The sequence below is a fragment of the Rhizobium sp. A37_96 genome (assembly GCF_053521765.1).
In genome coordinates this window covers 26,758-48,978 of the sequence record NZ_JBNWDS010000022.1, presented here as the reverse complement: position 1 = coordinate 48,978, position 22,221 = coordinate 26,758, and the positions used below count along the sequence as shown (strand labels likewise).

General features: G+C 61.0%; 22 protein-coding genes and 1 pseudogene. 9 read left to right on the top strand and 14 right to left on the bottom strand.

The genetic code is table 11. The features are described 5' to 3' along the window. Positions 1-22: 22 nt before the first annotated feature. The 5 genes from ACQZ6J_RS31100 to ACQZ6J_RS31080 all read right to left on the bottom strand — a co-directional run bounded on the left by ACQZ6J_RS31100 (position 23) and on the right by ACQZ6J_RS31080 (position 4,868). Complete coding sequence (locus ACQZ6J_RS31100) at positions 23-832, bottom strand: ABC transporter permease (RefSeq protein ID WP_163992666.1); 810 nt, start codon at positions 830-832, stop codon at positions 23-25. Next, on the bottom strand, positions 825-1,754 hold the full coding sequence (locus ACQZ6J_RS31095; RefSeq protein ID WP_163992668.1) for an ABC transporter permease: 930 nt from the start codon (positions 1,752-1,754) through the stop codon (positions 825-827). Before ACQZ6J_RS31095 ends, ACQZ6J_RS31100 begins: the two co-directional genes overlap by 8 nt. 4 nt (positions 1,755-1,758) lie before the next feature. After that, on the bottom strand, positions 1,759-2,826 hold the full coding sequence (locus tag ACQZ6J_RS31090) for an ABC transporter ATP-binding protein (RefSeq protein WP_449086846.1): 1,068 nt from the start codon (positions 2,824-2,826) through the stop codon (positions 1,759-1,761). Between the two features lie 34 nt (positions 2,827-2,860). After that, positions 2,861-3,775 carry an agmatinase gene (speB, locus tag ACQZ6J_RS31085; RefSeq protein WP_449086845.1) on the bottom strand — a complete coding sequence of 305 codons (915 nt, stop codon included), beginning with the start codon at positions 3,773-3,775 and terminating at the stop codon, positions 2,861-2,863. A gap of 172 nt (positions 3,776-3,947) precedes the next feature. Beyond that, a complete protein-coding gene (locus ACQZ6J_RS31080) occupies positions 3,948-4,868 on the bottom strand; it encodes a LysR family transcriptional regulator (protein ID WP_163992673.1) in 921 nt (306 codons plus the stop codon). Positions 4,869-4,992: 124 nt separating this feature from the next. On the opposite strand from ACQZ6J_RS31080, the gene ACQZ6J_RS31075 reads away from it, so the two are divergent. The 6 genes and pseudogenes from ACQZ6J_RS31075 to ACQZ6J_RS31050 all read left to right on the top strand — a co-directional run bounded on the left by ACQZ6J_RS31075 (position 4,993) and on the right by ACQZ6J_RS31050 (position 10,590). Then, positions 4,993-5,358: a cupin domain-containing protein gene (locus ACQZ6J_RS31075; RefSeq protein ID WP_449086844.1), complete on the top strand. Its 366-nt coding sequence runs from the start codon at positions 4,993-4,995 to the stop codon at positions 5,356-5,358. A gap of 69 nt (positions 5,359-5,427) precedes the next feature. Next, positions 5,428-6,816 carry an NAD(P)/FAD-dependent oxidoreductase gene (locus tag ACQZ6J_RS31070; RefSeq protein WP_449086843.1) on the top strand — a complete coding sequence of 463 codons (1,389 nt, stop codon included), beginning with the start codon at positions 5,428-5,430 and terminating at the stop codon, positions 6,814-6,816. A gap of 21 nt (positions 6,817-6,837) precedes the next feature. Then, positions 6,838-8,280 (top strand): aldehyde dehydrogenase family protein, encoded by a 1,443-nt coding sequence (locus tag ACQZ6J_RS31065; RefSeq protein WP_449086842.1) that lies wholly within the window; start codon positions 6,838-6,840, stop codon positions 8,278-8,280. 68 nt (positions 8,281-8,348) lie between these two features. After that, positions 8,349-9,863, top strand: a pseudogene (locus ACQZ6J_RS31060) (amidohydrolase). Then, positions 9,832-10,026, top strand: coding sequence for an amidohydrolase family protein (locus tag ACQZ6J_RS31055; protein WP_449086841.1), 195 nt, complete (start codon positions 9,832-9,834; stop codon positions 10,024-10,026). The pseudogene ACQZ6J_RS31060 and the gene ACQZ6J_RS31055 overlap by 32 nt, the downstream one beginning before the upstream one ends. A gap of 165 nt (positions 10,027-10,191) precedes the next feature. After that, positions 10,192-10,590 carry a DUF1236 domain-containing protein gene (locus ACQZ6J_RS31050; protein ID WP_163992684.1) on the top strand — a complete coding sequence of 133 codons (399 nt, stop codon included), beginning with the start codon at positions 10,192-10,194 and terminating at the stop codon, positions 10,588-10,590. 52 nt (positions 10,591-10,642) lie between these two features. Here ACQZ6J_RS31050 and ACQZ6J_RS31045 read toward each other — a convergent pair whose 3' ends face one another. From ACQZ6J_RS31045 to ACQZ6J_RS31015, 7 genes are all read right to left on the bottom strand, one after another. Continuing rightward, positions 10,643-11,656, bottom strand: coding sequence for a LacI family DNA-binding transcriptional regulator (locus ACQZ6J_RS31045; protein ID WP_449086853.1), 1,014 nt, complete (start codon positions 11,654-11,656; stop codon positions 10,643-10,645). Between the two features lie 104 nt (positions 11,657-11,760). Continuing rightward, complete coding sequence (locus ACQZ6J_RS31040) at positions 11,761-13,038, bottom strand: D-tagatose-bisphosphate aldolase, class II, non-catalytic subunit (protein ID WP_449086840.1); 1,278 nt, start codon at positions 13,036-13,038, stop codon at positions 11,761-11,763. A gap of 1 nt (position 13,039) precedes the next feature. Then, on the bottom strand, positions 13,040-13,984 hold the full coding sequence (locus ACQZ6J_RS31035; RefSeq protein WP_449086839.1) for a tagatose kinase: 945 nt from the start codon (positions 13,982-13,984) through the stop codon (positions 13,040-13,042). 19 nt (positions 13,985-14,003) lie between these two features. Further along, the gene (locus tag ACQZ6J_RS31030; protein ID WP_449086838.1) at positions 14,004-14,966 is read right to left on the bottom strand and encodes an ABC transporter permease; all 963 of its coding nucleotides are present in this window, start codon (positions 14,964-14,966) and stop codon (positions 14,004-14,006) included. Further along, a complete protein-coding gene (locus ACQZ6J_RS31025) occupies positions 14,963-16,471 on the bottom strand; it encodes a sugar ABC transporter ATP-binding protein (RefSeq protein WP_449086852.1) in 1,509 nt (502 codons plus the stop codon). The genes ACQZ6J_RS31030 and ACQZ6J_RS31025 overlap by 4 nt, the downstream gene beginning before the upstream one ends. A gap of 110 nt (positions 16,472-16,581) precedes the next feature. After that, a complete protein-coding gene (locus ACQZ6J_RS31020; protein WP_246726095.1) occupies positions 16,582-17,427 on the bottom strand; it encodes a substrate-binding domain-containing protein in 846 nt (281 codons plus the stop codon). Positions 17,428-17,760: 333 nt separating this feature from the next. Continuing rightward, positions 17,761-18,156 (bottom strand): winged helix-turn-helix transcriptional regulator, encoded by a 396-nt coding sequence (locus ACQZ6J_RS31015; protein ID WP_449086837.1) that lies wholly within the window; start codon positions 18,154-18,156, stop codon positions 17,761-17,763. 117 nt (positions 18,157-18,273) lie between these two features. Between ACQZ6J_RS31015 and ACQZ6J_RS31010 the strand changes: the two genes are divergently transcribed. From ACQZ6J_RS31010 to ACQZ6J_RS31000, 3 genes are all read left to right on the top strand, one after another. Further along, a complete protein-coding gene (locus tag ACQZ6J_RS31010; protein WP_449086836.1) occupies positions 18,274-18,708 on the top strand; it encodes a nuclear transport factor 2 family protein in 435 nt (144 codons plus the stop codon). A 34-nt stretch (positions 18,709-18,742) separates the two neighbouring features. Continuing rightward, positions 18,743-19,351, top strand: coding sequence for an FMN-dependent NADH-azoreductase (locus ACQZ6J_RS31005; protein ID WP_449086835.1), 609 nt, complete (start codon positions 18,743-18,745; stop codon positions 19,349-19,351). A 529-nt stretch (positions 19,352-19,880) separates the two neighbouring features. Next, the gene (locus ACQZ6J_RS31000) at positions 19,881-20,165 is read left to right on the top strand and encodes a hypothetical protein (RefSeq protein WP_163992701.1); all 285 of its coding nucleotides are present in this window, start codon (positions 19,881-19,883) and stop codon (positions 20,163-20,165) included. A 68-nt stretch (positions 20,166-20,233) separates the two neighbouring features. Here the strand turns inward: ACQZ6J_RS31000 and ACQZ6J_RS30995 are convergent, their stop codons facing one another. Together ACQZ6J_RS30995 and ACQZ6J_RS30990 are read right to left on the bottom strand one after the other, a co-directional pair. Further along, entirely contained in the window at positions 20,234-20,815 is a 582-nt protein-coding gene (locus tag ACQZ6J_RS30995) for an NAD(P)H-dependent oxidoreductase (RefSeq protein WP_449086834.1), read from the bottom strand. Continuing rightward, positions 20,812-22,221 carry an FAD-binding oxidoreductase gene (locus tag ACQZ6J_RS30990; protein WP_449086833.1) on the bottom strand — a complete coding sequence of 470 codons (1,410 nt, stop codon included), beginning with the start codon at positions 22,219-22,221 and terminating at the stop codon, positions 20,812-20,814. Before ACQZ6J_RS30990 ends, ACQZ6J_RS30995 begins: the two co-directional genes overlap by 4 nt.

The following is a 22,221-nucleotide window of genomic DNA, read 5'->3' as shown; positions in this document are numbered from 1 at the left end:
TCTTTGGTTGTTCTTGTCTGCGCTATCGTTTTTCACGGCTTGCGAAGAAGAAAGCGACGACCATGATCACGGAAATGACCAGCAGAATGGTCGAGATCGCGTTGATTTCCGGCGTCAGATTGCGGCGCATCTGTCCCAGCATGTAGGTTGGGAGGGTGTCCTGTCCGGCGCTTTTCACGAATTCGGTGATGACCACGTCGTCCAGCGAGGTCACGAATGCCAGCATGGCGCCGGCTAGGATGCCGGGCCAAAGCAAGGGAAAGGTGATGTAGCGGAAGCTGCGCCACGGTCTTGCATAGAGATCGGCCGCCGCCTGTTCCAGTGTTGCGTCCATGCCCTGGAGGCGGGCGCGAACCGGCATGAACGCAAAGGGAATGCAGAAAGCGGAATGGGCGAGAATGAGGTAGCCGATGCCCGAATAGCCGGTCTGCACCTTGATCGCCGCAAAGACGACGAGAAGCGCGACCGCGGTCACGATTTCCGGCACCATCAGCGGCTGATTGATGAGCGCGAAGATGGTGGTCCTCCCCCTGAAGTTCTTGCCGCGCGTCATCGGCAGCGCGGCAAGCACCGCAACGGTGGTCGAGATGATCGTCGCTGCCGCAGCGATCAGCATCGAACGCAATGTCGCTTCCTGCACGAGCTCGTTGTGCCAGGCGGAGACATACCAGGTCAGCGAAAAGCCGCTCCAGCTCGTCAGCGCCAGCCCGCTGTTGAACGAGAAGACGACCATCAGGATAATGGGCAGATACAGCATGACGAAGCTGAAAATGGCAATCGTCGTGAAACCGGTCTGCCGCCGCAGGTCGAAGGTCTTGCGAGATTCAGCCATGTCGATCTCCCTCGGCTCCCGCCGAGCGCACGTAGAATATCAGTGCCACGGTCACCACGAGCAGCAGTGTCAGCGACAGAGCGGCGCCAAGCGGCCAGTTGCGCGCCTGTCCGAACTGGAGCTCGATGAGGTTGCCCAGCATGAGCTGCGTGCCGCCGCCAAGAATTCGTGGGGTCACGTAGGCGCCCAGAGACGGTACGAAGACAAGGATCGACCCCGCGACGATACCGGGCTTCACGGCCGGTATGATGATCTTGCGCAATACGCGGCTGCGGGTCGCATAGAGGTCGAAAGCGGCCTCGATCAGGGAGAAATCAAGCCGCTCCATGGAGGCGTAAAGCGGCAGGACCATCAGCGGCAGGAAGACGTAGACCATGCCGAGCAGGATGGCGAAGTCGGTAAACATCATCTGTATCGGCTGCTGGATGACCCCTAGCGAGAGCAGGATGCCGTTCAGGATGCCTTCGTTGCGGATCAATCCCATGATGGCGAATGTGCGGATCAACAGGTTCGTCCAGAAGGGAATGGTAATCAGCAACATCCAGAAATCGCGCTGCCGGGGAGGCCGGGTGGCGATGAAATAGGCTGTCGGAAAGCCGAATACGATGCAAAAGAACGTCGTCAGCAGCGAAAGCTTGACGGAGCGCCACAGGATCATGATGTGGGCATCGGCAAGGCTGAGCGTGCCGTCGAACGGATCGCGGGACGCAAAGACGCCGATCCAGCCGTCCCAGGAAAAATGCCAGACCACTCCGCCGTAGTCGCCGGCGGTCAGGAAGGAATAGACCACCACGACGAGCAGTGGCCCGATGGCGGCGGCCAACAGGATCACCAGCGCGGGAAGAAGCATGAGCCACCGGTTGCGGCTTTCCCGCCGCTCGGCAGCGATGATGTCGGGCAGTCGCGTTGCAAGCTGTGCCATCGTGTCAGTCTCCCAACACCTGGGCCGCTTGCGGCTCGAACCGGATGCCGAGGCGCTGGCCGGGCTGGAAGGCGGCCATCTGGCTCGGGTTGTTTTGCCGGCGCACGACGAAACGCGCGCCGTCGGCGAGCGCAAGATGGAAATGCGTGTCGGTTCCGCAATAGACGACGTCGTCCAGCACGCCCGAAAGCGGTGCGTCGGCGATGTCCTCCTGCAGCTGCGCGTGTTCGGGACGGACCGCCAGGGTTACCTTCCCCGCCGCCGGCGCTGCTCCCTCGGGCATTCGCGGGCTCATCCGAGTGCCACCCGGCAACTCTACCGTACCGGCATCGAGATAGACCGCCTCGACGAAGTTGGTGTCGCCGATGAAGTCGGCTACGAACCGGCGGGAAGGATGGTCGTAGATATCGCGCGGGGTGCCGATCTGGAGGATCCGGCCGGCGCTCATCACGGCGATGCGGTCGCTCATGGTGAGAGCTTCCTCCTGATCGTGCGTGACGAAGATGAAGGTGATGCCGGTTGCGGCCTGCAGCCGCTTCAGCTCGATCTGCATTTCCTTACGCAGCTTCAGATCGAGCGCAGACAGCGATTCATCGAGCAGGAGAACCTTTGGTTTCGGGGCGAGAGCGCGAGCCAGCGCCACACGCTGCTGCTGGCCGCCGGAAAGCTCCGCCGGGCGCCGGCTGGCCATGGGCGACATCTTCACCAGCGCCAGCATTTCCTCCACGGTCCGGGAGATTTCCTGCTTCGGGCGGTTCAGCATGGCCAGGCCGAAGCCGACATTTTCGGCGACCGTCATGTGCGGAAACAAGGCGTAGTTCTGAAAAACGGTGTTTACCGGCCGCTCAAAGGGTGGCAAGCCCAGAATGTCCTTGCCACCGAGCCGGATGGCGCCGGAATGGGGTCTGATAAACCCCGCGATGGAGCGCAGAAGCGTTGTCTTCCCGCAACCCGACGGGCCGAGAAGGGTAAAAAACTCCTTCTCCTTCACCGTCACGGACACATCGTCCAGCGCGACGAATGCTCCCGGCCCAACTCCAAACCGGATACTGACGCGATCAACTTCTATCAATAATTCTCTCCTCCACTATAGGCTGGCGTGCCGGCTATGACTGTTTCGCCACGCCGGGCAGCACGCAAAGCATCTCGTAAAGGAAGTTTGCCGCGATTACCGCCGTGTTGCCCGACGGATCGTATGGCGGCGACACTTCCACGAGGTCACCGCCGACAAGGTTGAGGCCCGCGCAGCCACGGATGATTTCAAGGCCCTGCTGCGTGGTGAGGCCCGCCACTTCGACGGTTCCGGTGCCTGGCGCGAAAGCCGGATCGAGGCTGTCGATGTCATAGCTCAGATAGACCGGCGCATCGCCGATTTTCGCGCGGATCTCAGCCATCAGCGGCGTCAACGATTTCCACCAGCACTCCTCCGCCTGGATGCACGTCCAACCCTGCTTGCGCCCCCAGTTGAAATCGTCGGGGCTGTAGCCGGTGCCGCGCAGGCCGATCTGGAACACCTTGTCGTTCTGGAGGCAGCCGTCCTCGAAGGCGCGGCGGAACGGGCAGCCATGGGCGACGGTTTCGCCGAACATATGCTCGTTCGTATCGGAATGCGCGTCGACGTGAATGAGAGCAACGGGTCCGTGCTTCTCCTTGACGGCCCGCAGGATCGGCCAGGTCAGCGTGTGGTCGCCGCCGAGCGTCAGCGGCTTGGCTCCGTGCCTGAAAATCCCGCGATAGAATTCGGTGATGATGTCGACCGACTTTTTCAGGTCGAAGGTATTGATCGGCACATCGCCGATGTCGGCAACCTGAAGCCGCTCGAAGGGGGCGGCCCCCGTCGCCATATTGTAAGGCCGGATCATCCGGCTCTCGTCCCGGATCTGCCGGGGGCCCATCCGCGTACCGGATCGGTTCGACGTGCCGATATCCATGGGAATGCCGACAAAGCAGGCGTCCAGCCCTTCGGCTGTTTTCGCCGCGGGCAGACGCATCATTGTGACCGGCCCGCCGAAACGGGGCATTTCGTTACCACCTAAGGGCTGATTGAATACCATTGATCCACTCGAAAGTTCACACTCCGAGCAGATTGGAGACAGTTCCGTGGCAGTAACATTCCAATGTGCAGGAATTTGCGTTGAGAAATCCGAATGTAATGCCGGCGAGGGCATTCCATCTCGTCAAACCCTGCCGTTGTCAGGACGACTTGCCCGCCTTGGCGGCATGGGGGCGGTGCAGGCCGATCAATGTTTCCTTGAACAGCTGAAAGGTGCGGGGATGCTGTCCGCTCTTCTGCACCAGCTGCATCTGGCAGCTGAAATTGTCTTCATGCGGCGGCAGCCGCCTCAGCCGCCCCTCCAGGACATAGCGGGCGGCGGCGTGGTCGGGCAGAAGCCCGACATAGGCGCCGCTCAGCACGAACAGGATCTGCGCTTCGATCTGATCGACGATCCGGTCTGCCTCGATGACCTGCTGCGCCTTTTTTCGCTGCCGGCTCCAGTAACCGCGATGGACCCAGACACACTGGTCCATATGCTCTTGCGTGATCTGTTCCTCCGGCATGGCGAAGAGCACATGTGCCTTCCCGCAATAGAGCGAGTGGCTTTCCATATAGAGGTCGGAATAGGAAAGTCCCTTGATCCTCGTATCGAAGCTGCCGATGCCTGCGTGAATGTCGCCATCGGAAACCCTGCGCAGGATCGATCCGGGCGTGTCGACCTCCAGTTCCAGCCGGATGCCGGGCGCCTTTTCCGTCAGCCTCATGATCGCATCGGTCAGTTTCAGCGTCGTATCCGTGGCGATGCAATCCACGACGGCTATTTTCAACTGGCCGACCAGGCTGCCTTTCAGGGATGTCAAAGCGGTGGAGTGGACGTCTATGCGGCGCAGGAGATCGACGGCGATCTCATGCACATGGCGCCCCTTTTCCGTCATCTGGAATCCGCGCCGCCCGCGTTGGCAAAGGATGACCCCAAGCCGGGCCTCGAGCGCGGTAATATGGTTCGATATCGTCGGCTGGCTGAGGCCAAGTTCGGCCTGGGCCGCCGAAAAACCTCCATTGCGGACGACGCTGTCGAATACGGCCAGGAGATGAAGGTCTGTGCCAGAAATTTTCATGCATTCATTGAGAGGAGCAAATCCAAACAAATGTAAAGCGTGATTTTCCCTTTGCTGGTCGGTCTCTACAAATCTCCTCATCAAGGCGGCCTGCTTCCATGGGCTGCACGAAGAGGAGCTTGAGGTGAATTCCATCATTCGATTGTCCAGCGAAGGACTTAGCACCGGTGCGCTTGAACCTTGCGCTGTCGTTCCGCCCGAAGCGGTCCTGAGCGGCAAGCCCGAGGAGAGCGGTGCGATGCACTACGAAACCAAGGACGGCAAGTTCCTGGTCGGCACCTGGGAATGCACGCCCTATGCCGAGACGCTGAGCTACCCCGAGACCAGCGAGTTCTGCATCGTGCTTTCGGGCCGGGTTGCCCTGACGGGCCAGGACGGCAAGACGGAAGTATTCGGACCGGGCGACAGTTACATCGTTCCCAAGGGTTTCGAGGGCCGATTCGAGGTCCTGGAAACGTTGCGCAAGGTCTACGTTCTGCTGAATGGCTGAACGGCCGATGAATCATGAGCAGACGCCGCCGCGCGTCTGCTTTTCATGAAGACGATCCAAGAGAACTCAATGCTTTCGAATCGTGCACTCGCCAGCGTCACATTCTATCCCTACTGGCTCGACACAGCCGGCGCTCCCAAACCCGAAGCGCCGCTGATCGGGAAAACGGAGACGGACCTTCTCATCGTCGGGGGCGGGTTCACCGGGCTTTGGGCCGCGATAATAGCCAAGGAGGCCAACCCGGAACGGGATGTCCTGCTGATCGAAGCCGAGACGATCGCGTCTGGAGCTTCGGGGCGGCCCGGAGCGATCGTATCGACCTCGGTAATGCATGGGCTGCACAACGCAATTCGGATCTTCCCCAGGGATCTGGCGCAGCTCGAGGTGCTCGGTCAGAACAATATTGCCGGCTTCCTCAGGACGATTGCCCAGCACCAGATCGATTGCGACGCCGAATGGAACGGCGAGTTGACCGTTGCCGTGGGCCGCGAAAACCTTCCGACCCTTCGCGAGGAATACGAGCTTCACAGGACGCACGGTCATGAGGTGCAGTTGCTGGATGCTCAGGCAACGCGCGCAGAGGTCAATTCGCCCTTGTTCGAAGGTGGACTTTGGGCGCGCAAGAACAGCGGCACCTTGCATCCGGCAAAATTGGCCTGGGGCCTGAAACGCGCGGCTCTGTCGCTTGGCGTGCGCATTCATGAGCACAGCCCGCTCAAGCGCCTCGAGGATGAGGGCAACGCGGTGACCGTTACCTCGCGCGACGGCGAGATCCGCGCCAGGCAGGTCCTTCTGGCAACGAACGCCTTCGCCGCCGGTCATGATCGCATCAAGAAGCGCGTCGCCATGGTTCGCGACCGTATCCTGATGACCGAGCCGCTGACCCCCGAGCAGATGGACCGCATCGGCTGGCGCAATCGCCAAGGCATCTATGATACGCGCACGCAGCTCAACTACATGCGGCTTACCCGCGACAACCGGATATTGTTCGGAGGGCGTCTGGGCTATTTCTACGGCAGTCCTCGCGATCCCGAGCTCGACCGGACTCCGGCCCCTTACGGCCGGCTGGCCGACGCATTTTTCCGCACGTTTCCCCAGCTCGACGATATTCGCTTCACTCACGCATGGAGCGGCCCCATCGCGCTTACCACCCGCATGGCCGTGCATTTCCAGACCTATCACGGCGGCAAGGTGATCTATGCGGGCGGCTATTCCGGTTTCGGCGTTTCCGCCAGCCGTTTCGGTGCGGAGATCGGGCTGGCGAAGCTTGCCGGCTCCGCACGGCCGGAACTGAACCTCGAATTTGCGCGGACGATGCCGAACGTCATTCCACCCGAGCCTTTCCGTTATCTGGGCGCGTGCTTGACCATGCATGCGCTCGATACGGCCGACAGCAAGGGAGGCTGGCGCAAACTCTGGCTGAAGATCGTCGGAAGCCTGGGCTTTCCTCTATCCTGACCCCGGAAACTGGAGCTTGACATGACTGACCTCCATCGTGACGAAACCATTTTTATCAACGGCGTTTGGGAGCGCGGCGAAGCGCCGGCGGCCATCGAGGTTCTTGATCCTTCCACCGGAGCCCCAGTCACCCGGATCGCCGCCGCTCGTGCGGAAGACGTCAGCCGCGCCGTTTCCGCTGCGGAACATGCGTTTTCGAGCTGGGCTGCGATGCCGTCTGCGGTTCGGGCACACTATCTGCGCGGCTTTGCCCGCGGACTGGAACGCCACGCCGACGAATTGCGCGTCATCCAGATGACGAACGGCGGCAAGCCGCGTCCCGAGGCTGAAATCGACCTCGGCGACGCCGTGGCGACATTTGATTATTACGCAAAACTCGCCGACACGCTCGACGAGCGCCAGGATGCGCAGTCAAGCCTCGGCGAGGGAGCGCACAGGGGGCGTGTGCGGCATGAAGCGATCGGTCCCGTCGGCTTGATCGTGCCATGGAATTTCCCGCTGGTGACGAGCGCCTGGAAGATTGCCCCTGCTCTCGCCGCCGGTTGCACCGCCGTTCTCAAGCCATCCGAGGCGACGCCGCTCGCCGAGCTGATTTATGGCGTCATTGCCAACGAGATCGGCCTGCCGCCGGGTGTGCTCAATATCGTCACCGGCGCGGCAGAGGTCGGCATGGCGTTGACCGGCGCCCGCGCCTTGCGAAAGATTTCGTTTACCGGGTCCAACGCCGTCGGAACGAAAGTCATGGCGGCCGCTTCGGCGCATGGGCTGCCGGTGACGCTGGAGCTTGGCGGAAAATCCGCCATCGTCGTGACAGAAGACGCCGATCTCGCGCTTGCCGTCGAGTGCGTCGCGCTCGGGATATTCTTCAACGCGGGGCAGGTTTGCTCGGCAACCTCGCGCCTGCTTGTTCACGAGGCGATCGAGGCAAAGCTGATGGAGGCGCTCGTCGAGCGTGTTCGCGGCATGGCCGTTGCCTCTCCTTTTGCCGGGCGTTGCGATATGGGTCCGCTGACCACTGCCGCGCAATTCCGGAAGGTGCTCAATTATTTCGACGTAGCACGCAGCGAAGGCTGCGATTGCACCACCGGCGGTCATGCGCTCGGCGAAGGCCATCTTGTCGCGCCGACCATCTATCGCAACGTTACGACCACGAGCCGGGTATGGACCGAGGAGATATTCGGCCCGGTGCTTGCGACGCGCAGCTTCGCCACGGACGCGGAAGCGATCGAGCTTGCCAACGCGTCCAGCTACGGGCTGGCCGGAAGCGTCGTCGCGGGTGACGCCGATCGGGCGGGACGCATCGCCGACAAACTCGAGGCGGGGCATATCTGGGTGAACACGCCGCAGATCGTCTATCCCGAAAGCGCGTGGGGCGGCTTCAAGGCCAGCGGCATCGGCCGCGAACTCGGCCCATGGGGACTGGCGGGCTTTCAGGGCGTGAAGCACATCACCGCGGCCGCCTGAAGCTTTATTCGAGACGAACCGCAAAGTGAGGCTCCTTTGCGGATCTGGTTCATATCAGGGAGAGAGGCATGACCATTACCGCAGATACCATCATCCGCAACGGTGCGATCCGCACCATGGATGCGGATCGTCCACTGGCGCAAAGCATAGCCATTATCGGCAATCGGATCGTACGGGTCGGCTCGGAGGCGGAATGCGAGGTGCTGCGGGGACCGAAAACACAGGTCATCGACGCCAAGGGCGCGACCATCCTGCCGGGCTTCAACGAAGCGCATCTGCATATATTCGGCGGCAGCGTGTCGCTGCAGCAGCTTCCGGTCGCCGATGTTAAGGGTATTGACGAACTGAGGGCGCGGATTACCGCCTGGCGCGCGCAAAATCCGGAGCTGGATTTTATCGTTGGACACTCCGCTCCCTACAATTTTATTACCGACGAGCGGATGCCGCGCCGCGAGGATCTCGATGCCGCCTGCCCGGACATTCCGTTGTTCATTGCCTCCGCCGACCATCATACCGGCTGGGCCAATACGCTGGCATTGACACTCGCCGGAATCGACAAGGGCGCGGACGTCGGGCACGGCAGCGAGGTCGTCACCGGGCCGGATGGCCTTGCGACCGGCGAACTGCGCGAGGCGCCGGCGATGAACCGGGTCTATGCCCTTTCGCCGTCCGGCGGGCGGGACCAGCTGGGCGCCGTCACGACGGCGGAGGATTCCGGCATCACGCAGGAACAGCGCGCAAGCGATATCGCAGCCTTGCGCGAAGGGCTGGCCTATTGCGCGCGCAACGGCATCACGTCGATCCAGAACATGGACGGCAACTACTACCAGCTCGACATGCTGCGCGAACTGCAGGCAAAGGATGCGCTGCCGATCCGTGTTAGGGTGCCGTATCTGCTCAAGCCCGGCACTCCGGCGGCGGAGATCAGGGCTGCCGCCGACTGGCGGCAGGAGTTTCAGAACGATTTCCTGACCTGCGATTTCGTCAAGATCTTTGCCGATGGCGTGGTGGAATCCGGCACCGCCGTGCTGGTCGATGGTTATACCGACGCACCCGACCATAACGGCACGCAGCTGTTCTCCGATAGAGACCTCAACGAGGCGATTGCCTTTGCCGACAGCCTGGGCCTGCAGGTCGCGGTCCACGCTATCGGCGATGGTGCCGTCAGGCAGGTCCTCAATGCCTATGAAGCCGCCCGTACGGCCAACGGGCCACGCGATTGACGTCATCGCATCGAACATATCGAGCTGCTCCAGGAAAGCGACTTTCCCCGCTTCGCCGAATTGGACGTGGTCGCCTCGATGCAGCCTTCCCATCCGCCGGGCGCAATGGATTTTCCGGTGGAAACCTATCTCCCCCGGATCGGTCGCGAACGCGAAGACATCGCATTCCGTACCCGCGAGCTTCTGGAGAGCGGGGTCCCTCTCGTCTTCTCATCCGACTGGCCGGTCTCCCGGCTCGAGCCGCTTGCCAGCATTCAGGCGGCGGTCAACCGCAAGCCCTGGCATGACGGCGGCAAGGACCAGTCGGTGACGCTCGATCAGGCATTGCATGCCCTATACACGCGCAGGCGCCTGGGTTGAATTCCAGGAAGACCGGAAGGGCAAGCTAGCGCCCGGCTATCTCGCCGACATCGTCATTCTCGATGCGGACCTGACGAGCGTGCCGAGCGATGAACTCTCCGGCGTCTTGCCGGTGATGACGATCTGCAACGGGAAGGTCATCTATCGGGATGACGAATTCTGATTTGCGCTGCCCGTCGGCACTTCGTCGGCGGGCTCCAGTCCTTCACGGATTTTCTCGTGGGGCTGCAAGTTGTGATCGCCCGGGCCCCTCCGTCCGGAGGAACAATCTGATGCCGCAGCCATTCCCCTTTCAGCTCTTACGAGCCGAACAGCAAAGGAGAATGCTATGAATACGAGAACCATCGTTTCAGCGGCGGCCGCCTTTGGCCTTCTCGCTGGGTCAGCCTTCGCGCAATCCTCGACGGTCACAGGGGCCGCGGGCGGTGCGGTTACCGGCGCGGTCGTGGGCGGTCCCGTGGGTGCCGCCGTCGGCGGTGTAGCTGGAGCCATTGTCGGAAGCGCAATCGATCCGCCGCCGCAGAAGGTCGTCACCTATGTCGAGGAACAGCCGGCGCCTGCGGCCGAGGCCGTCGTGCAGGACAAGATCGTCGTCGGTCAGCCGCTGCCCGAGGCTGTTGTCGTAACACCGGTCCCCGACAACCCGACCTATGCCTATGCCGTCGTCAACCATGAGCGAGTGATCGTTCAGCCGGAGACGCGCAAGGTCGTCAAGATTATCGAATAGTTTTATCGGAAAGGGCCTCTTGCGGAGGCCCTTCTCGCATCGGCCCTTCCAATCAGGCCGAGCCGCGAAGCATGATTTCTCCATGCAGCAAGATGGTCAAAGCGTCGACTGCCGTCACATTCCCATCGTCCTGGTCGATCATGCGAAATAGAAGATCCATGGCACCCTGGGCAATCTGCTTGTAGTCCTGCGCGACGGTCGTGATAGGCGGACAGGCGTAGCGCGACAACGGGTGATCGTCATGGCCGGCAATTCTCAGCTCGCCCTGGCCGGTCTGTCCGACCTTGATACCGGCACGATATGCCGCAGCGATCGCGCCGAAGGCAATCCGATCGTTTGCACATAAGATGGTGTTGGTCGGAAAACCGCCGCTTTCGATGAACCGGACCGTCTGCTCGAAGCCGAACCGCTCGAAATCCCAGGTGTCGCCGGTTGAAATCGGCAGAACCACTGGCTCCTTGTTCAGCTGCCGCATCGCATCGACATAGGCCTGCTCTCTCGTTCTGGCATTGGTGTTGACCAGAGGCATGCCCAGATAGCAGGGCGGCTCGCCCGACCGGCACAGATACTCCACCATCAGCTTGAAGCTTTGGCGATTGTCCGTGCCGACGAATGGAGAGGTGTCGTCCAGAGGAGAGTCGACATAGATGAGCGGGATGGATTGTCCCAGGGCATGCAGGGTATCTTGCTGAGACTTGGCGCCAAGTGCCGCGATGACGGCGCCGGCGACGTTCATCGACCGCAACGTTTCGATCGCGCGGGCTTCCAGTGCCGGGTCGCCGTCCGACGAGAGGACGAATGCAAGATAACCGGAACCGTTGGCGATGACTTCGATGCGGCGGGTCAGCGCCATGTAGAACGGATCGGTCGTGTCGGGAACGATGATTCCGAGAATGTTGCTGCGGCGGCGATTGAGGTTCACGGCGAAGATATTGGGTCGGAAGCCGCTATCCTTCAAAGCGGCCTCGATGATGTCGCGCGTTTTCTTCCTTACGGATGTGGGGTCGTTGAAGTACTTCGATACCGTTGGTCTGGACAGCCCGACAAACTCGGAAAAGTCCTCCATGGTCTTGATGGGCTTTTCTGACAACCCTTGTTCCACCCTGCAGTTATCGATCTGGATCTTAGGCACTTCTTTCGGGGCCCTGTTCAGCACCCGTCCGGAAATCGTCACCGGCAGGCTTCGAAATAGTCTTCCAAAACAAGGTCGATCGCGTCAAGGGCGAGTGCCTCGGCGCGCGGCACAATTTTGCCTTGGCGAACCGATTGATAGCTCGGGCGCAAGTATTGACTGATCAGCGTTTCGGGAATGTCGAGGCCTTCCAGCAGCGCGAAAAGCGACGTCACGGCCTCCGCGATTTCACGCTGCGGCCAGTAGTAGCGGATGCGGTCGCTATAGCTGAAATGACGTTGGATGTGCCGCTCGAAATCCGAGCCATGGTAGTATTTTTCCCAGTTCCTGGGGTCGTGCGTCAGGGCCCGTTCGATGACGGCGACAAGCGTTTCCGGCCGTTTGTCCGGGAACAGGAATTCGGCGATCCGATCGAGGCCGTAATAGGCTTCCCGAAGCGCGAAGGTGAGACCCGGCCCCACCTTCAGGATCGCAAAGCCGTCCAGCACCAGTTGCCGAAGCGCATCGCGGCTCTGGTAGTCGGTGGAATGGGCTTCGAAGACCAGTCCAGGCAGGCTCGCGAGCGTCTCGCTCAGGGCGGCTGCTTTCTCGGGAATGTAAGCGATCACGTTCTCGTTGCCGAACTCGACGCCCGGCTGGACGACCGCACCGACGACGCGGGAGAACGCCTCCCTCACGCCGGCCGCCTCGAAGGCGCGACGATGAACGGCAATCGTTTCAAGGGCTGCCTCCGGCTTGGTCACCTCCAGAACGTCGAGCTCCTCCATCGCACCGCCCGGAATGGGAACTTCGGTGCCGACGATGTAAACGGGCTTCACGCCCGGGATCTCCCGAAGCGTCTCTTCCGCGACCGCCGCAAGACGGGCGGCACGCTCCGCCGTCAGGGCATCGGGGAGGGCGACCGGCTCGCCGGCGCAGCCCATGCTGGTGTCGAGATGCAGTTTGGTGAACCCCGCCTCGGCATAGGCCCTGATCATCTCGCAGGCCTTCGCCATCGCCTCGTCTGCCGGCAGCGTTTTCCAGGGATTTGGGCCAAGGTGATCGCCGCCAAGGATCAATCGTTCCAGTGGAAAGCCTGTCTTTGCGGCAATCTTTTCGACAAATTCCTTGAAGTCGGCAGGCGTCATGCCCGTATAGCCGCCGTCCTGGTTCACCTGGTTGCAGGTGGCTTCCACGAGCAGGTGGCAATCCCTGCGCTTGGCATGCAGCATCGCCGCTTCGATAACGGTCGGATGCGCCGAGCAGATCGAGGGGATACCCTTGAGGCTCGCGCGGTCGCGCCAGGTCGAGATGTCGGACAGATAGCTGGTCTGCATGTCAGGCAATTCCTTGTGAGTCTATAAGGGAACGAAGCTCGGCCTCCGTCGAGGCACCCTCCATCGGGCCGGCCTTCGTGACAGCCCTCGCTCCCGATGCATTGGCGTAGCGAAGGGCATCGGCAGGGCTTGCCCCTCTCAGCCAGAAGGTGACGAAGGTGGCGCCGAAGCAGTCGCCGGCCCCTGTGGGGTCGACTTCCTCGACCTCGAAGCCCGGAAGATGCAGATGCAGTTCCGCATCGTGATAGGTGGCACCCGCGGCGCCACGCTTGATGACGATGGCCTTGATCCCGCGTCCCAGAAGATCCGCGACGGCCTCCGTCTCGGTCTTGGCCGTGGTAAACAGGAACAGTTCCTCGCCGCTCGGCAGGAACAGGTCCGTTTTCGAAAGCACCGTCCGCAGCGCTTCGCGCATGCCGGGCGTATCGAGAATTTCCGCGCGCAGGTTAGGGTCGAAGGAAACGGTTCCGCCGTTCGCCTTGATCCGCTCGACCGCCGTCAGCACGCTCTCGACCACGCTTGGAGAATAGAGCGCGGTGCCCATGACGTGCATGTGGCTGCAACCGTCGACGAGCGCCAGCGTCTTCTCCGACAGCGTGATCGTGCCGCAGGCGCTGTGGCGAATGTTGAAGACGAAAGCGCGGCTGCCGTCCTCGCGATAGCGCACGAAGGCGCTGCCGGTCGTGCCCTGGGGAACGACTTCGATGCCCGAAATATCGACGCCGTCTTCCTGCAGCCGATTGGTGTTCACCCAGCCGAAATCATCATCGCCGACGCGCGAGATGATGGCGCAAGGCTGTCCGAGCTTGCCGACCTGATCGATGAAGATGGCCGGCGCTCCGGACGGGAAGGGGCCAATCAGCGGGACCGCTTCGCGGAAGCCGTTTCCGCGATCGGTGGCAACGATTTCGACCAGAATTTCGCCGATGGTAAGGACTTTCGACATGGTGCAATGGTGCCCTGATTTACTGCTTGGCTCGTTTCGCGCGCACATCCAGATAGACGGCCACCAGGATAACGACGCCCTTGACGATGAGTTGGTAGAAATAGGGAACGGACAGCATATTCATGCCGTTGTTTAGGACACCGATGATGAGCGCCCCAATCAACGTGCCGACCATGGTGCCAACACCTCCCGAAAGGCTTGTACCACCAAGGACGGCAGCCGCGATAGCATCCAGTTCGTAGCTCATTCCCGCATTGGTTTGCGCTGAGAAGAGCCGGGAGGAGAGAAGGATGCCGCTGATGGCCGACATGACGCCGGAGATCATGAAGATGGTGATCTTCAGCCTGTCGACCTTGATGCCGGAATAGAGCGCCGCTTCCTTGTTGCCGCCCGTCAGATAGGCCCGGCGTCCGAATGTGGTCTTGCTGAGGAGAATATGGTTGAACACGAACAGCACAGCCACGAACCAGATGACGATCGGAATGCCGATGAAGCTCTGGGTGCCGATCGCCGTCCAGCTCGGGTCCATGATCATCGCCGGGGCGCCGTTGGTCGGAAGGCTGACGAGGCCGCGGTAAATCCCCATGGTCGCCACCGTGACGATGAAGGATGGCAGCATGAGCTTTGCCGTCAGCGCGCCGTTCACCAGGCCGAGTGCCGCGCCGGCAAGGACGGTTATGACGATGGCGGGCACGAAGCCGAGGCCGAAAAGAATGCATTGCGCCCCGACCATGCCGGCAACGGCGATGATGGAACCGATCGAAAGGTCGATCTCGCCAAGCAGGATGACCCATGTCATGCCGAAGGCGGCAATGGCGATGACGGCCACCTGCTGAAGGATATTCAGGAAATTGGCGACCGACATGAAGCGCCCGTTGGTGAGGGAAAAGATCACGCAAAGGGCAACGAGCGACAAGAAGATGCCGCCGTACTGCTTGAGGGCTCGGCTATAGGCAGCGTTGGCTGCGCTGGTGTTGCTCATGATAGGAATCCCGTCGCAAAGCTCATTATTTTTTCGGGCGTCATCTGGTCCGGCGCCGCGATTGCCGTCATGCGGCCTTCGCTCATCACGACGACGCGATCGCTCATGCCGATGACTTCCGGCAGCTCGGAGGACACCAGCAGGATTGCGGTTCCTTCCGCCGCCAACTGGCGGATGATCTTGTAGATTTCGAACTTGGCCCCGACATCCACGCCGCGCGTCGGCTCATCGAGGATGAGAATTCGCGGCCTGGTCAGCAACCACTTCGCCAGAACGATCTTCTGCTGGTTGCCGCCCGACAGGGAACCGGTCACGGTTTCGAGCGAGGCCGTCTTGATGGCGAGGCGACCGACCTCCGCCATGGCGGCCTGCCGTTCGCGCCGGCGCTTGAGGAAGCCGAAGCCGTCGGCAAAGTCCTTCAGCGCCACCATCGAAATGTTCGTTTCGACGCTATGGGCAAGGACGAGGCCTTCTTCCTTGCGGTTTTCGGTGACGAAACCGATGCGTCTGTCGATGGCTTCGACGGGCGAGCGGATGGCGATCTTTTTGCCGTCGATCGCGATGGTGCCCGCGGAGGGCTGCCTCATGCCAAAGAGCGTGTTCATCACTTCCGATCGTCCGGAGCCGATCAGACCGAAGAAACCGAGGATTTCACCGCCTCGCACGTCGAAGCTGATATTGTCGAACTCGCCCGGGCGCGACAATCCCTGGACGGACAGGGCCGCCTTTTGATCCGCGGAAGGTGCGGGCACATCGCGCGGCGGGTAGATCTCGTTCATGTCGCGGCCGACCATCAGCGCGATCAGCTCCTCGATCGTCGTCCCGGTCTTGTCGCGCGTGGTGATGTAGCTGCCATCGCGCACGACCGTAATGTCGTCGCTCAACCGCATGATCTCTTCCATGCGATGCGAGACATAGATGATCGCGACGCCCTGGGCCTTCAGGCGGGCAATGATGTCGAAGAGAATTTCCGCCTCGTTGTCGCTGAGCGAAGATGTCGGCTCATCGAGAATGACGACCTTGGCCTTGATGCTGAGGCCCTTGGCGATTTCGACCAACTGCCGCTGCGCGATCGACAAATCGCCCACCTTGTCGGTGACGGAAACGGGCAGCTTGAGTTCGGCGACCAATTCGGCCGCTTCGCGAATGAGCGCCTTGTCGTTGATGAAGCCGTAGCGGGACGGTTCCCGCGTCGCGAGGATGTTCTCCGCGACGGTCAAGTTGTTGCAAAGGCTGAGTTCCTGAAAGACGATCGTCAGGCCGGCCTTCGTCGCATCCTGCGGCCCCGCCGGGGCATAGGGCTCACCGGCAAGGCGGATGCTGCCCGATGTCGGCTGATAGACGCCGGCAAGGATCTTCATCAGGGTCGATTTGCCCGCGCCGTTCTCTCCGAGGATCGTGTGCACGCGGCCCGGCATGACACGCAGCTGCATGCCCTTCAGCGCGGAGACGGAGCCGAAGACTTTCGTTACGTCCCTGATCTCCAGGATTGGACTGCCATTCAAGGATGCCATGCCTCACCTTTTCTTGCCTGGTTCCGGCGGCCGCGATGAAACGCAGGCCGCCGGAGGAGCGGTCTTTTCCAGAGGAAAAGCCGTCTTGGGAGGAAATAAAATCAGTTCTTCTTCACGTAGACGCCGGGCACGATGGGCTGGCTTTCCGGAACGCTTTCGCCGGCCTTGACCTTGAGGGCCGTATCCACGGCAAGCTTGCCCATCTGATCCGGAAACTGCTGGATGACGCCGACCATGTCGGGATCCGTGTCGACTGCCTTGATCGCTTCCGGCATGCCGTCAAAGCCGATCACCTTCACCTTGCCGCCGAGCCCGGCGGACTTCACGGCGACGGAGGCGGCAAGCGCGGCATCGTCACCGAAGCCGAAAATGCCGTTGATATCGGGATTGGCCTGCAGCATGTTCTGCGCCACGGCCAGAGCTTCGGCGCGCGTGATGCCGGTCTGGATCGAGACGATCTTGATGTCGGGATGCTTTGCGATCGCGTCCTTGAAGCCGTTCACGCGGTTGACCACCGACTGCACCAGCGGATAGTCGATGATGGCGACATTGCCCTTGCCGCCGAGCTGCTGCGCCATCAGTTCACCGGCCTTTACGCCGCCGGCGTAATTGTCCGTGCCGATATAGGACGCGACCTTGGCGCCTTCGACCGGAACGTCGACGGTGATGACCTTGATGCCGGCTGCCTGGGCGCGCGCCACGGCCGCCAATGCACCCTTGCTATCGACGGGCGACATGATGATCACGTCGACGCCCTTGACGATGAAGTCTTCGATATCGGCGAGCTGCTTGTTCAGGTCCTGGTTGGCGATCGACATTTCGACCTGGACGTTCTTGGCGGCGGCTTCATCCGTGATCGCCTTGGCGAGCGCATTGTAGAAGGGGTGTTGCTGGGTGAGCAACGAGACGCCGATGTCCTCGGCATGTGCCGCGACAGCGGCCAACATGACGCTGGTGGAAACAAGCAAGGACTTGGTGAAAGAAGATAGGGTCAAAGGAGCTCCTCCCTGTGATGAGACCTCAGAAGCGAACATCCGTCCTGGCTCGGCCTCCCGCCAGCGGACGGAGAGCTTCATAGGGTAAATTATTGACGCGCGTCAAGTTTTATTTATGCATACGAATTGTTATAATCGGTCTCGTGATAAGAAATTAGAGTGGCGGCAGGATTGCGGCTCGAGCGGCTCGAAATGCATCGGAGGCATGTTGCGCTTTGCGCAATCGACACCGAGGCAGCCGATGGCGGCGGGCCGGCGGTATCTCCCTTCCTGGGCATCCGGCGGCTATCTGGCGTCATAGGTGGATTGTGCTTCTCTAACCTGTTCCCAGTTTGTCTTGGCCCAATCGACGAGCCCCTGCGTCGGTTGCAGCAGGCTTTTTCCCAGGATGGTGATCTCGTATTCGACACGCGGGGGCACCTCGGGAAACACTTCCCGCACGACCAGCCCGTCGCGCTCGAGATTTTTCAGGGTCGCGGAGAGCATTCGTTGCGAGATTCCCGGGACGGAGCGCTCAAGCTCGGAAAATCGCGCCCGGCCGCCGAGAAGATCAAGCGACAGGATGACGAAGATCGTCCATTTGTCTCCGATCTTGGTCAGCAGTTCCCGCACCGCCATGGGGTCTGAACTCCTGCATATGGCCGCAGGGTCGAGGCCGACGAATTTGCCCGGTTTCTTCATGACTTACCTCGGTGTTAGCTACTGAAATGAAAGTGCCTTCTTTTTCAGAATTAGCTTCCAATATATATGTAGCTCTCATTCCGTTAGCAACTACGCGAAACGCTTGGAGAGCCTGTGATGACGAATCCGAAATACGCTGTCTTTGACCCCGCCCGACCTTATTTCGACCTGGTCCGCACGGCGCTGGGCGACCTCGTCGATGGCGAGCACTTCTTCGATATCGTCGCAGACGATGTCGTCTACGAGGTTCTTTACGACATTGCCGGTTGGCCCCGCGTCATCGAGGGGCGCCCGGGTCTGATGGCCCAGTTCAGGGGCTATTGCGACCACATCAGGCTGCAATCCGCCGACAAGCTGGTTCGTCATGCGACGGATGACGGCAGGGGCCTTGTCATCGAATACGAAGTTCATGGAACCATCCTTGCGACCGGGGTGAAATACCACAACAGATTCTGCTCGATCATCAGGATCGAAAATCGAAAAGTGGCGCATTGGCGAGACTACATGGACTCTCTGGCCGCCTGGAACGCGCTCACGGCGCGGGCCCGCTGACAAAACCTTCCGACAGAAATTGAGAGCTATCGTCATGAAACGAATTCTTATGATCGAAGTAAGCCCCCGGGGAGGCGAGTCGGCGAGCCGCGCGGTCGCGGATACGCTCGCAGCGCGGCTCGCCGCGCTTCATCCGTCTGCGGAACTGACGCGCCGCAACCTGGCCGCCGAGCATCTACCGCATTTGGACGAAACGACGCTTCGCGCCATTTCGACGAAGGATCCCGTCGAGGCAGGAAACCTCAAGGAGGCGGCACGCCGGTCGGATCACCTGACCGATGAGCTTCTGAACTGCGATCTTCTGGTGATCGCCACGCCGATGTGGAACTTCGGCATTCCATCTGCCCTCAAGGCCTGGGTCGATCTGGTCGTGCGGCCGGGCAGGACCTTTCAATATGGGGGTGAGGGCGTTGTCGGCCTGGCAAAGGACAAGAGGGCCATTTTGGTTTTGGCTTCGGGCGGCGTCTTCACGGAAGGCCCATGGCGTCCGTGGGATTTCGTCGAGCCTTACCTGCGCCAGATCCTCGGCTTCATCGGGATCACGGATGTGCAGACCGTTCGGGCCGAAGGGATGAACATCCCGACGTTGGCGCGGGACGCAGTGCCCAAGGCCAGAAAGGCCGTCGAAGACCTGGTGCTATAGGGCTTGCTCACGGGTTTGACGCGCGACAGGGTCTGACCCCGCAATCGCCAATTATCGTTCCGCCACCTTCTGCTGAAGGCTTGCGACGGGGATTCTTTCCCACGGTGTTCGGTGTCGGGAAGGCAGGGCTCGAATGTCGTCAAGCGGTGCAATCCCCCCTGCCTCGATACCCACGAAAGGAGAAGCTCGCCATGGGCGCTCCACTTCCTCGTCAAAAATGGACGTAGGCTTCTCTCGGAAAGCTCACTAGCGTCCTGAAGGAGTAGACATAAAGGCTGCCGACGCAACGGGACCGTTGATCGCCACGGCCTGCCAATCGACAAAAAGTGAACCTACGAATGCTGTGGCTTGCTATGACAAACTCGTTTTCCAGGGTGCTATCCTTGCCGAAACCACATGAGCGAGGTTGGCCGAAGCGTGTCGCAATCTTCCGGATGCGGTTTTATCGCCTTGGCCTGTTGATCATTCGCGTGTCGTTGCCTTGCAAACCGCAGCTCATTTCTGCGCGTCCTGCCGGAGAGAAGGCATAATGGCGCGCTTTCATCGCTTGCCCGGAGACCACCTAACATCGGAGCAAGTCGATTTACTTCAAAAGGTGCTGGATAGTATCACCTGCCAGCCATGGTTCGACGACAGTCAGCATCGCCGCGACAGTCTGGTGGTGCGGCTGACTTTCCTCATTCAAATTGGAATAGTGGACGCTGCGCATTTGCAGTGCATCGGCGTTTCCTGGGCGGTAAAGGATTTCAGCGGCAGTCAGGTGAAAGCGAGCCGGCCGACGCCGTCTTCAACTCACCTGCGCACCAGCCATTGACAATTGACAGCCTTGGAGGCTGTCTCCGGCTATCAACCGGTCAAGCGCGGAATGCTGCGAGACGCCGCTTAAAACCGCTGCATCTGCTGATCGACCTTCAGCAGAAAGCGCCCGCGGGTGGCCTCCGTCGAGCGGTTCATGTCGTAGTGCGCGAGAAAGACGACCGGAGCGAAAGGCTTGATCTGCGCCCGCAACACGCGCTTGACGATCTTCTTCGGCGGATTGCCGGCGACAAAGGCGCGAAACGGATCGGCGCCATAGGTCAGCACGGCGCCGAGCTTGCGGATATGCTGCAGCTTGGAGCGCACCTTGCCGTCGACGAGTTCGAAGGAGACGCCAGGGAGCCAGACCCGGTCGAAATAGCCCTTGAGGATGGCCGGAAAACCAAAATTCCAGACCGGAGTGACGATAACAAGGGCCTCGGTACGCTGCAGCCGCTCGACGTAGGATTTTACCGCCTCGGTATTGTCAGGATAGTCGTGGTAGATCACGCGGTCGTGACGCGACAGGACGGGATCGAAACCTTCGGCATAAAGGTTGCAATCGTCGACTTCGTGGCCGGCACGCCTCAGACTCTCGATGGTCTGACGGTGCAGCGCGGCGCCAAAGCTTTCCTCGACCGGATGGGAGTGAAGGACGAGGACCTTCATGACGCCTCCATCAGCGCCGCAAGGCCCGGGAAGAGGTAGTTCTTGCCTGATTTGAAGTCGAAATTCGGATCGTCCCAGGCGATCATCTTGCCGGGATTGAGCAGGCCCTTCGGATCGGTTTCCCGCTTGAAGGCAAGCTGGACGGCGTCCGTCTGCTTCATGCCGCCTTCCTCCAGCGTATAACGATGCGGGTTGAAGATCGGGCAGCCGTGGTCCTGATGGATCCTGATGATTTCCTCGAGACGCGCCTCCGACGTATAGCGCACCAGCGGCAGCCCGGCGCACTGGATCTGCCCGTCGAACCTGATGAATTCGAGATGGCCGGGCACCTCGTCGCCGAAGATTTCCACCATCTTCTGGACCTTCGCGACATGATCCGGCCCCGGATACTGCACCTGCAGATAGGTGATCGACGGATCGACCTTGATGGCGCGCAGCGTCGTGTGGTTCCAGGCGAGCTCATAGGCGTGCGGGATGCCCTTCATGCTCTCAACCTTGTCGGAGCGGAAGGTGATCTCGCCCTTCTGCTGTCGGGTGAACGCGACGAAGGGGTCCATCGAATGCGGCGCGATCATCAGCGCCACGATCGACTGACCCTCGCGGATATAGGGCTTGTGGCGGGTGAAGTATTCGTGCGGAATGGGTGCCGCGATGGGCGCGATTTCCTTGACGAGGATGCCGTTGCACTTGGCCAATGCGTCGGAAAAGCGGACGGCATCCATGAAATCGTCGTAGCCGACCAGCACGTCCACCCAGTCATAGGCGGGCGCCAAGGGCATTTCGATCTCGGTGATGACGCCGTTCGTGCCATAGGCATGGCTGACCTTGGTAAGGTCCCAGCCGGTCAGGTCGAGAACGCGGGGTTCCGCCTCCATGGTGACGACGCGCAGGCGCAGGATATTGCCGAGATCGCGCAGGCCGCCCCAGGTGATCGACCCGACGCCGCCCGAGCCGCCGGCGATAAAACCGCCGATCGTCGCCGTCTGCGCCGTCGAGGGGTGGAAGCGCAGCTCCTGGCCGGAATGGGCCTTGGTCTGGCGGTCGAGCTCGGCAATCACGATGCCGGGTTCGCAGATGACGCGGCCGGGATGGATTTCCTTGATTGTGTTCATGGCGGCAAGATTGAGGACGATGCCGCCGGAGAGCGGCATGGCCTGGCCGTAATTGCCGGTGCCTGCGCCGCGCGGCGTGACGGGAACGTCATGGGCATAGGCGACCTTCAGCGTGCGGATTACCTCCTCCTCGGTCTTCGGCGTGACGACGAGATCGGCGGTGACATTGTCGAGCTGGGCCTTCAGGATCGGCGAATACCAGTAGAAATCCCGGCTTTTCTGGCGCACGAGCGCCGGATTGTCTTCGATGGCGATGCCTTCGAGTTCTTTCTTGATGCGCTGGTAATCCGGCAT

Bases quoted from the DNA above. Each gene is read 5' to 3' on its own strand.
- ACQZ6J_RS31015 (WP_449086837.1), bottom strand. From the start codon at position 18,156: ATGAAGAAACCGGGCAAATTCGTCGGCCTCGACCCTGCGGCCATATGC.
- ACQZ6J_RS31045 (WP_449086853.1), bottom strand. From the start codon at position 11,656: ATGGAGGACTTTTCCGAGTTTGTCGGGCTGTCCAGACCAACGGTATCG.
- ACQZ6J_RS31065 (WP_449086842.1), top strand. From the start codon at position 6,838: ATGACTGACCTCCATCGTGACGAAACCATTTTTATCAACGGCGTTTGG.
- ACQZ6J_RS31055 (WP_449086841.1), top strand. From the start codon at position 9,832: ATGCCCTATACACGCGCAGGCGCCTGGGTTGAATTCCAGGAAGACCGG.
- ACQZ6J_RS31080 (WP_163992673.1), bottom strand. From the start codon at position 4,868: ATGAAAATTTCTGGCACAGACCTTCATCTCCTGGCCGTATTCGACAGC.
- ACQZ6J_RS31040 (WP_449086840.1), bottom strand. From the start codon at position 13,038: ATGCAGACCAGCTATCTGTCCGACATCTCGACCTGGCGCGACCGCGCG.
- ACQZ6J_RS31030 (WP_449086838.1), bottom strand. From the start codon at position 14,966: ATGAGCAACACCAGCGCAGCCAACGCTGCCTATAGCCGAGCCCTCAAG.
- ACQZ6J_RS31095 (WP_163992668.1), bottom strand. From the start codon at position 1,754: ATGGCACAGCTTGCAACGCGACTGCCCGACATCATCGCTGCCGAGCGG.
- ACQZ6J_RS31005 (WP_449086835.1), top strand. From the start codon at position 18,743: ATGAAACGAATTCTTATGATCGAAGTAAGCCCCCGGGGAGGCGAGTCG.
- ACQZ6J_RS30990 (WP_449086833.1), bottom strand. From the start codon at position 22,221: ATGCCGGATTACCAGCGCATCAAGAAAGAACTCGAAGGCATCGCCATC.
- ACQZ6J_RS30995 (WP_449086834.1), bottom strand. From the start codon at position 20,815: ATGAAGGTCCTCGTCCTTCACTCCCATCCGGTCGAGGAAAGCTTTGGC.
- ACQZ6J_RS31010 (WP_449086836.1), top strand. From the start codon at position 18,274: ATGACGAATCCGAAATACGCTGTCTTTGACCCCGCCCGACCTTATTTC.
- speB (WP_449086845.1), bottom strand. From the start codon at position 3,775: ATGCCCCGTTTCGGCGGGCCGGTCACAATGATGCGTCTGCCCGCGGCG.
- ACQZ6J_RS31050 (WP_163992684.1), top strand. From the start codon at position 10,192: ATGAATACGAGAACCATCGTTTCAGCGGCGGCCGCCTTTGGCCTTCTC.
- ACQZ6J_RS31000 (WP_163992701.1), top strand. From the start codon at position 19,881: ATGGCGCGCTTTCATCGCTTGCCCGGAGACCACCTAACATCGGAGCAA.
- ACQZ6J_RS31100 (WP_163992666.1), bottom strand. From the start codon at position 832: ATGGCTGAATCTCGCAAGACCTTCGACCTGCGGCGGCAGACCGGTTTC.
- ACQZ6J_RS31070 (WP_449086843.1), top strand. From the start codon at position 5,428: ATGCTTTCGAATCGTGCACTCGCCAGCGTCACATTCTATCCCTACTGG.
- ACQZ6J_RS31020 (WP_246726095.1), bottom strand. From the start codon at position 17,427: ATGTTGGCCGCTGTCGCGGCACATGCCGAGGACATCGGCGTCTCGTTG.
- ACQZ6J_RS31035 (WP_449086839.1), bottom strand. From the start codon at position 13,984: ATGTCGAAAGTCCTTACCATCGGCGAAATTCTGGTCGAAATCGTTGCC.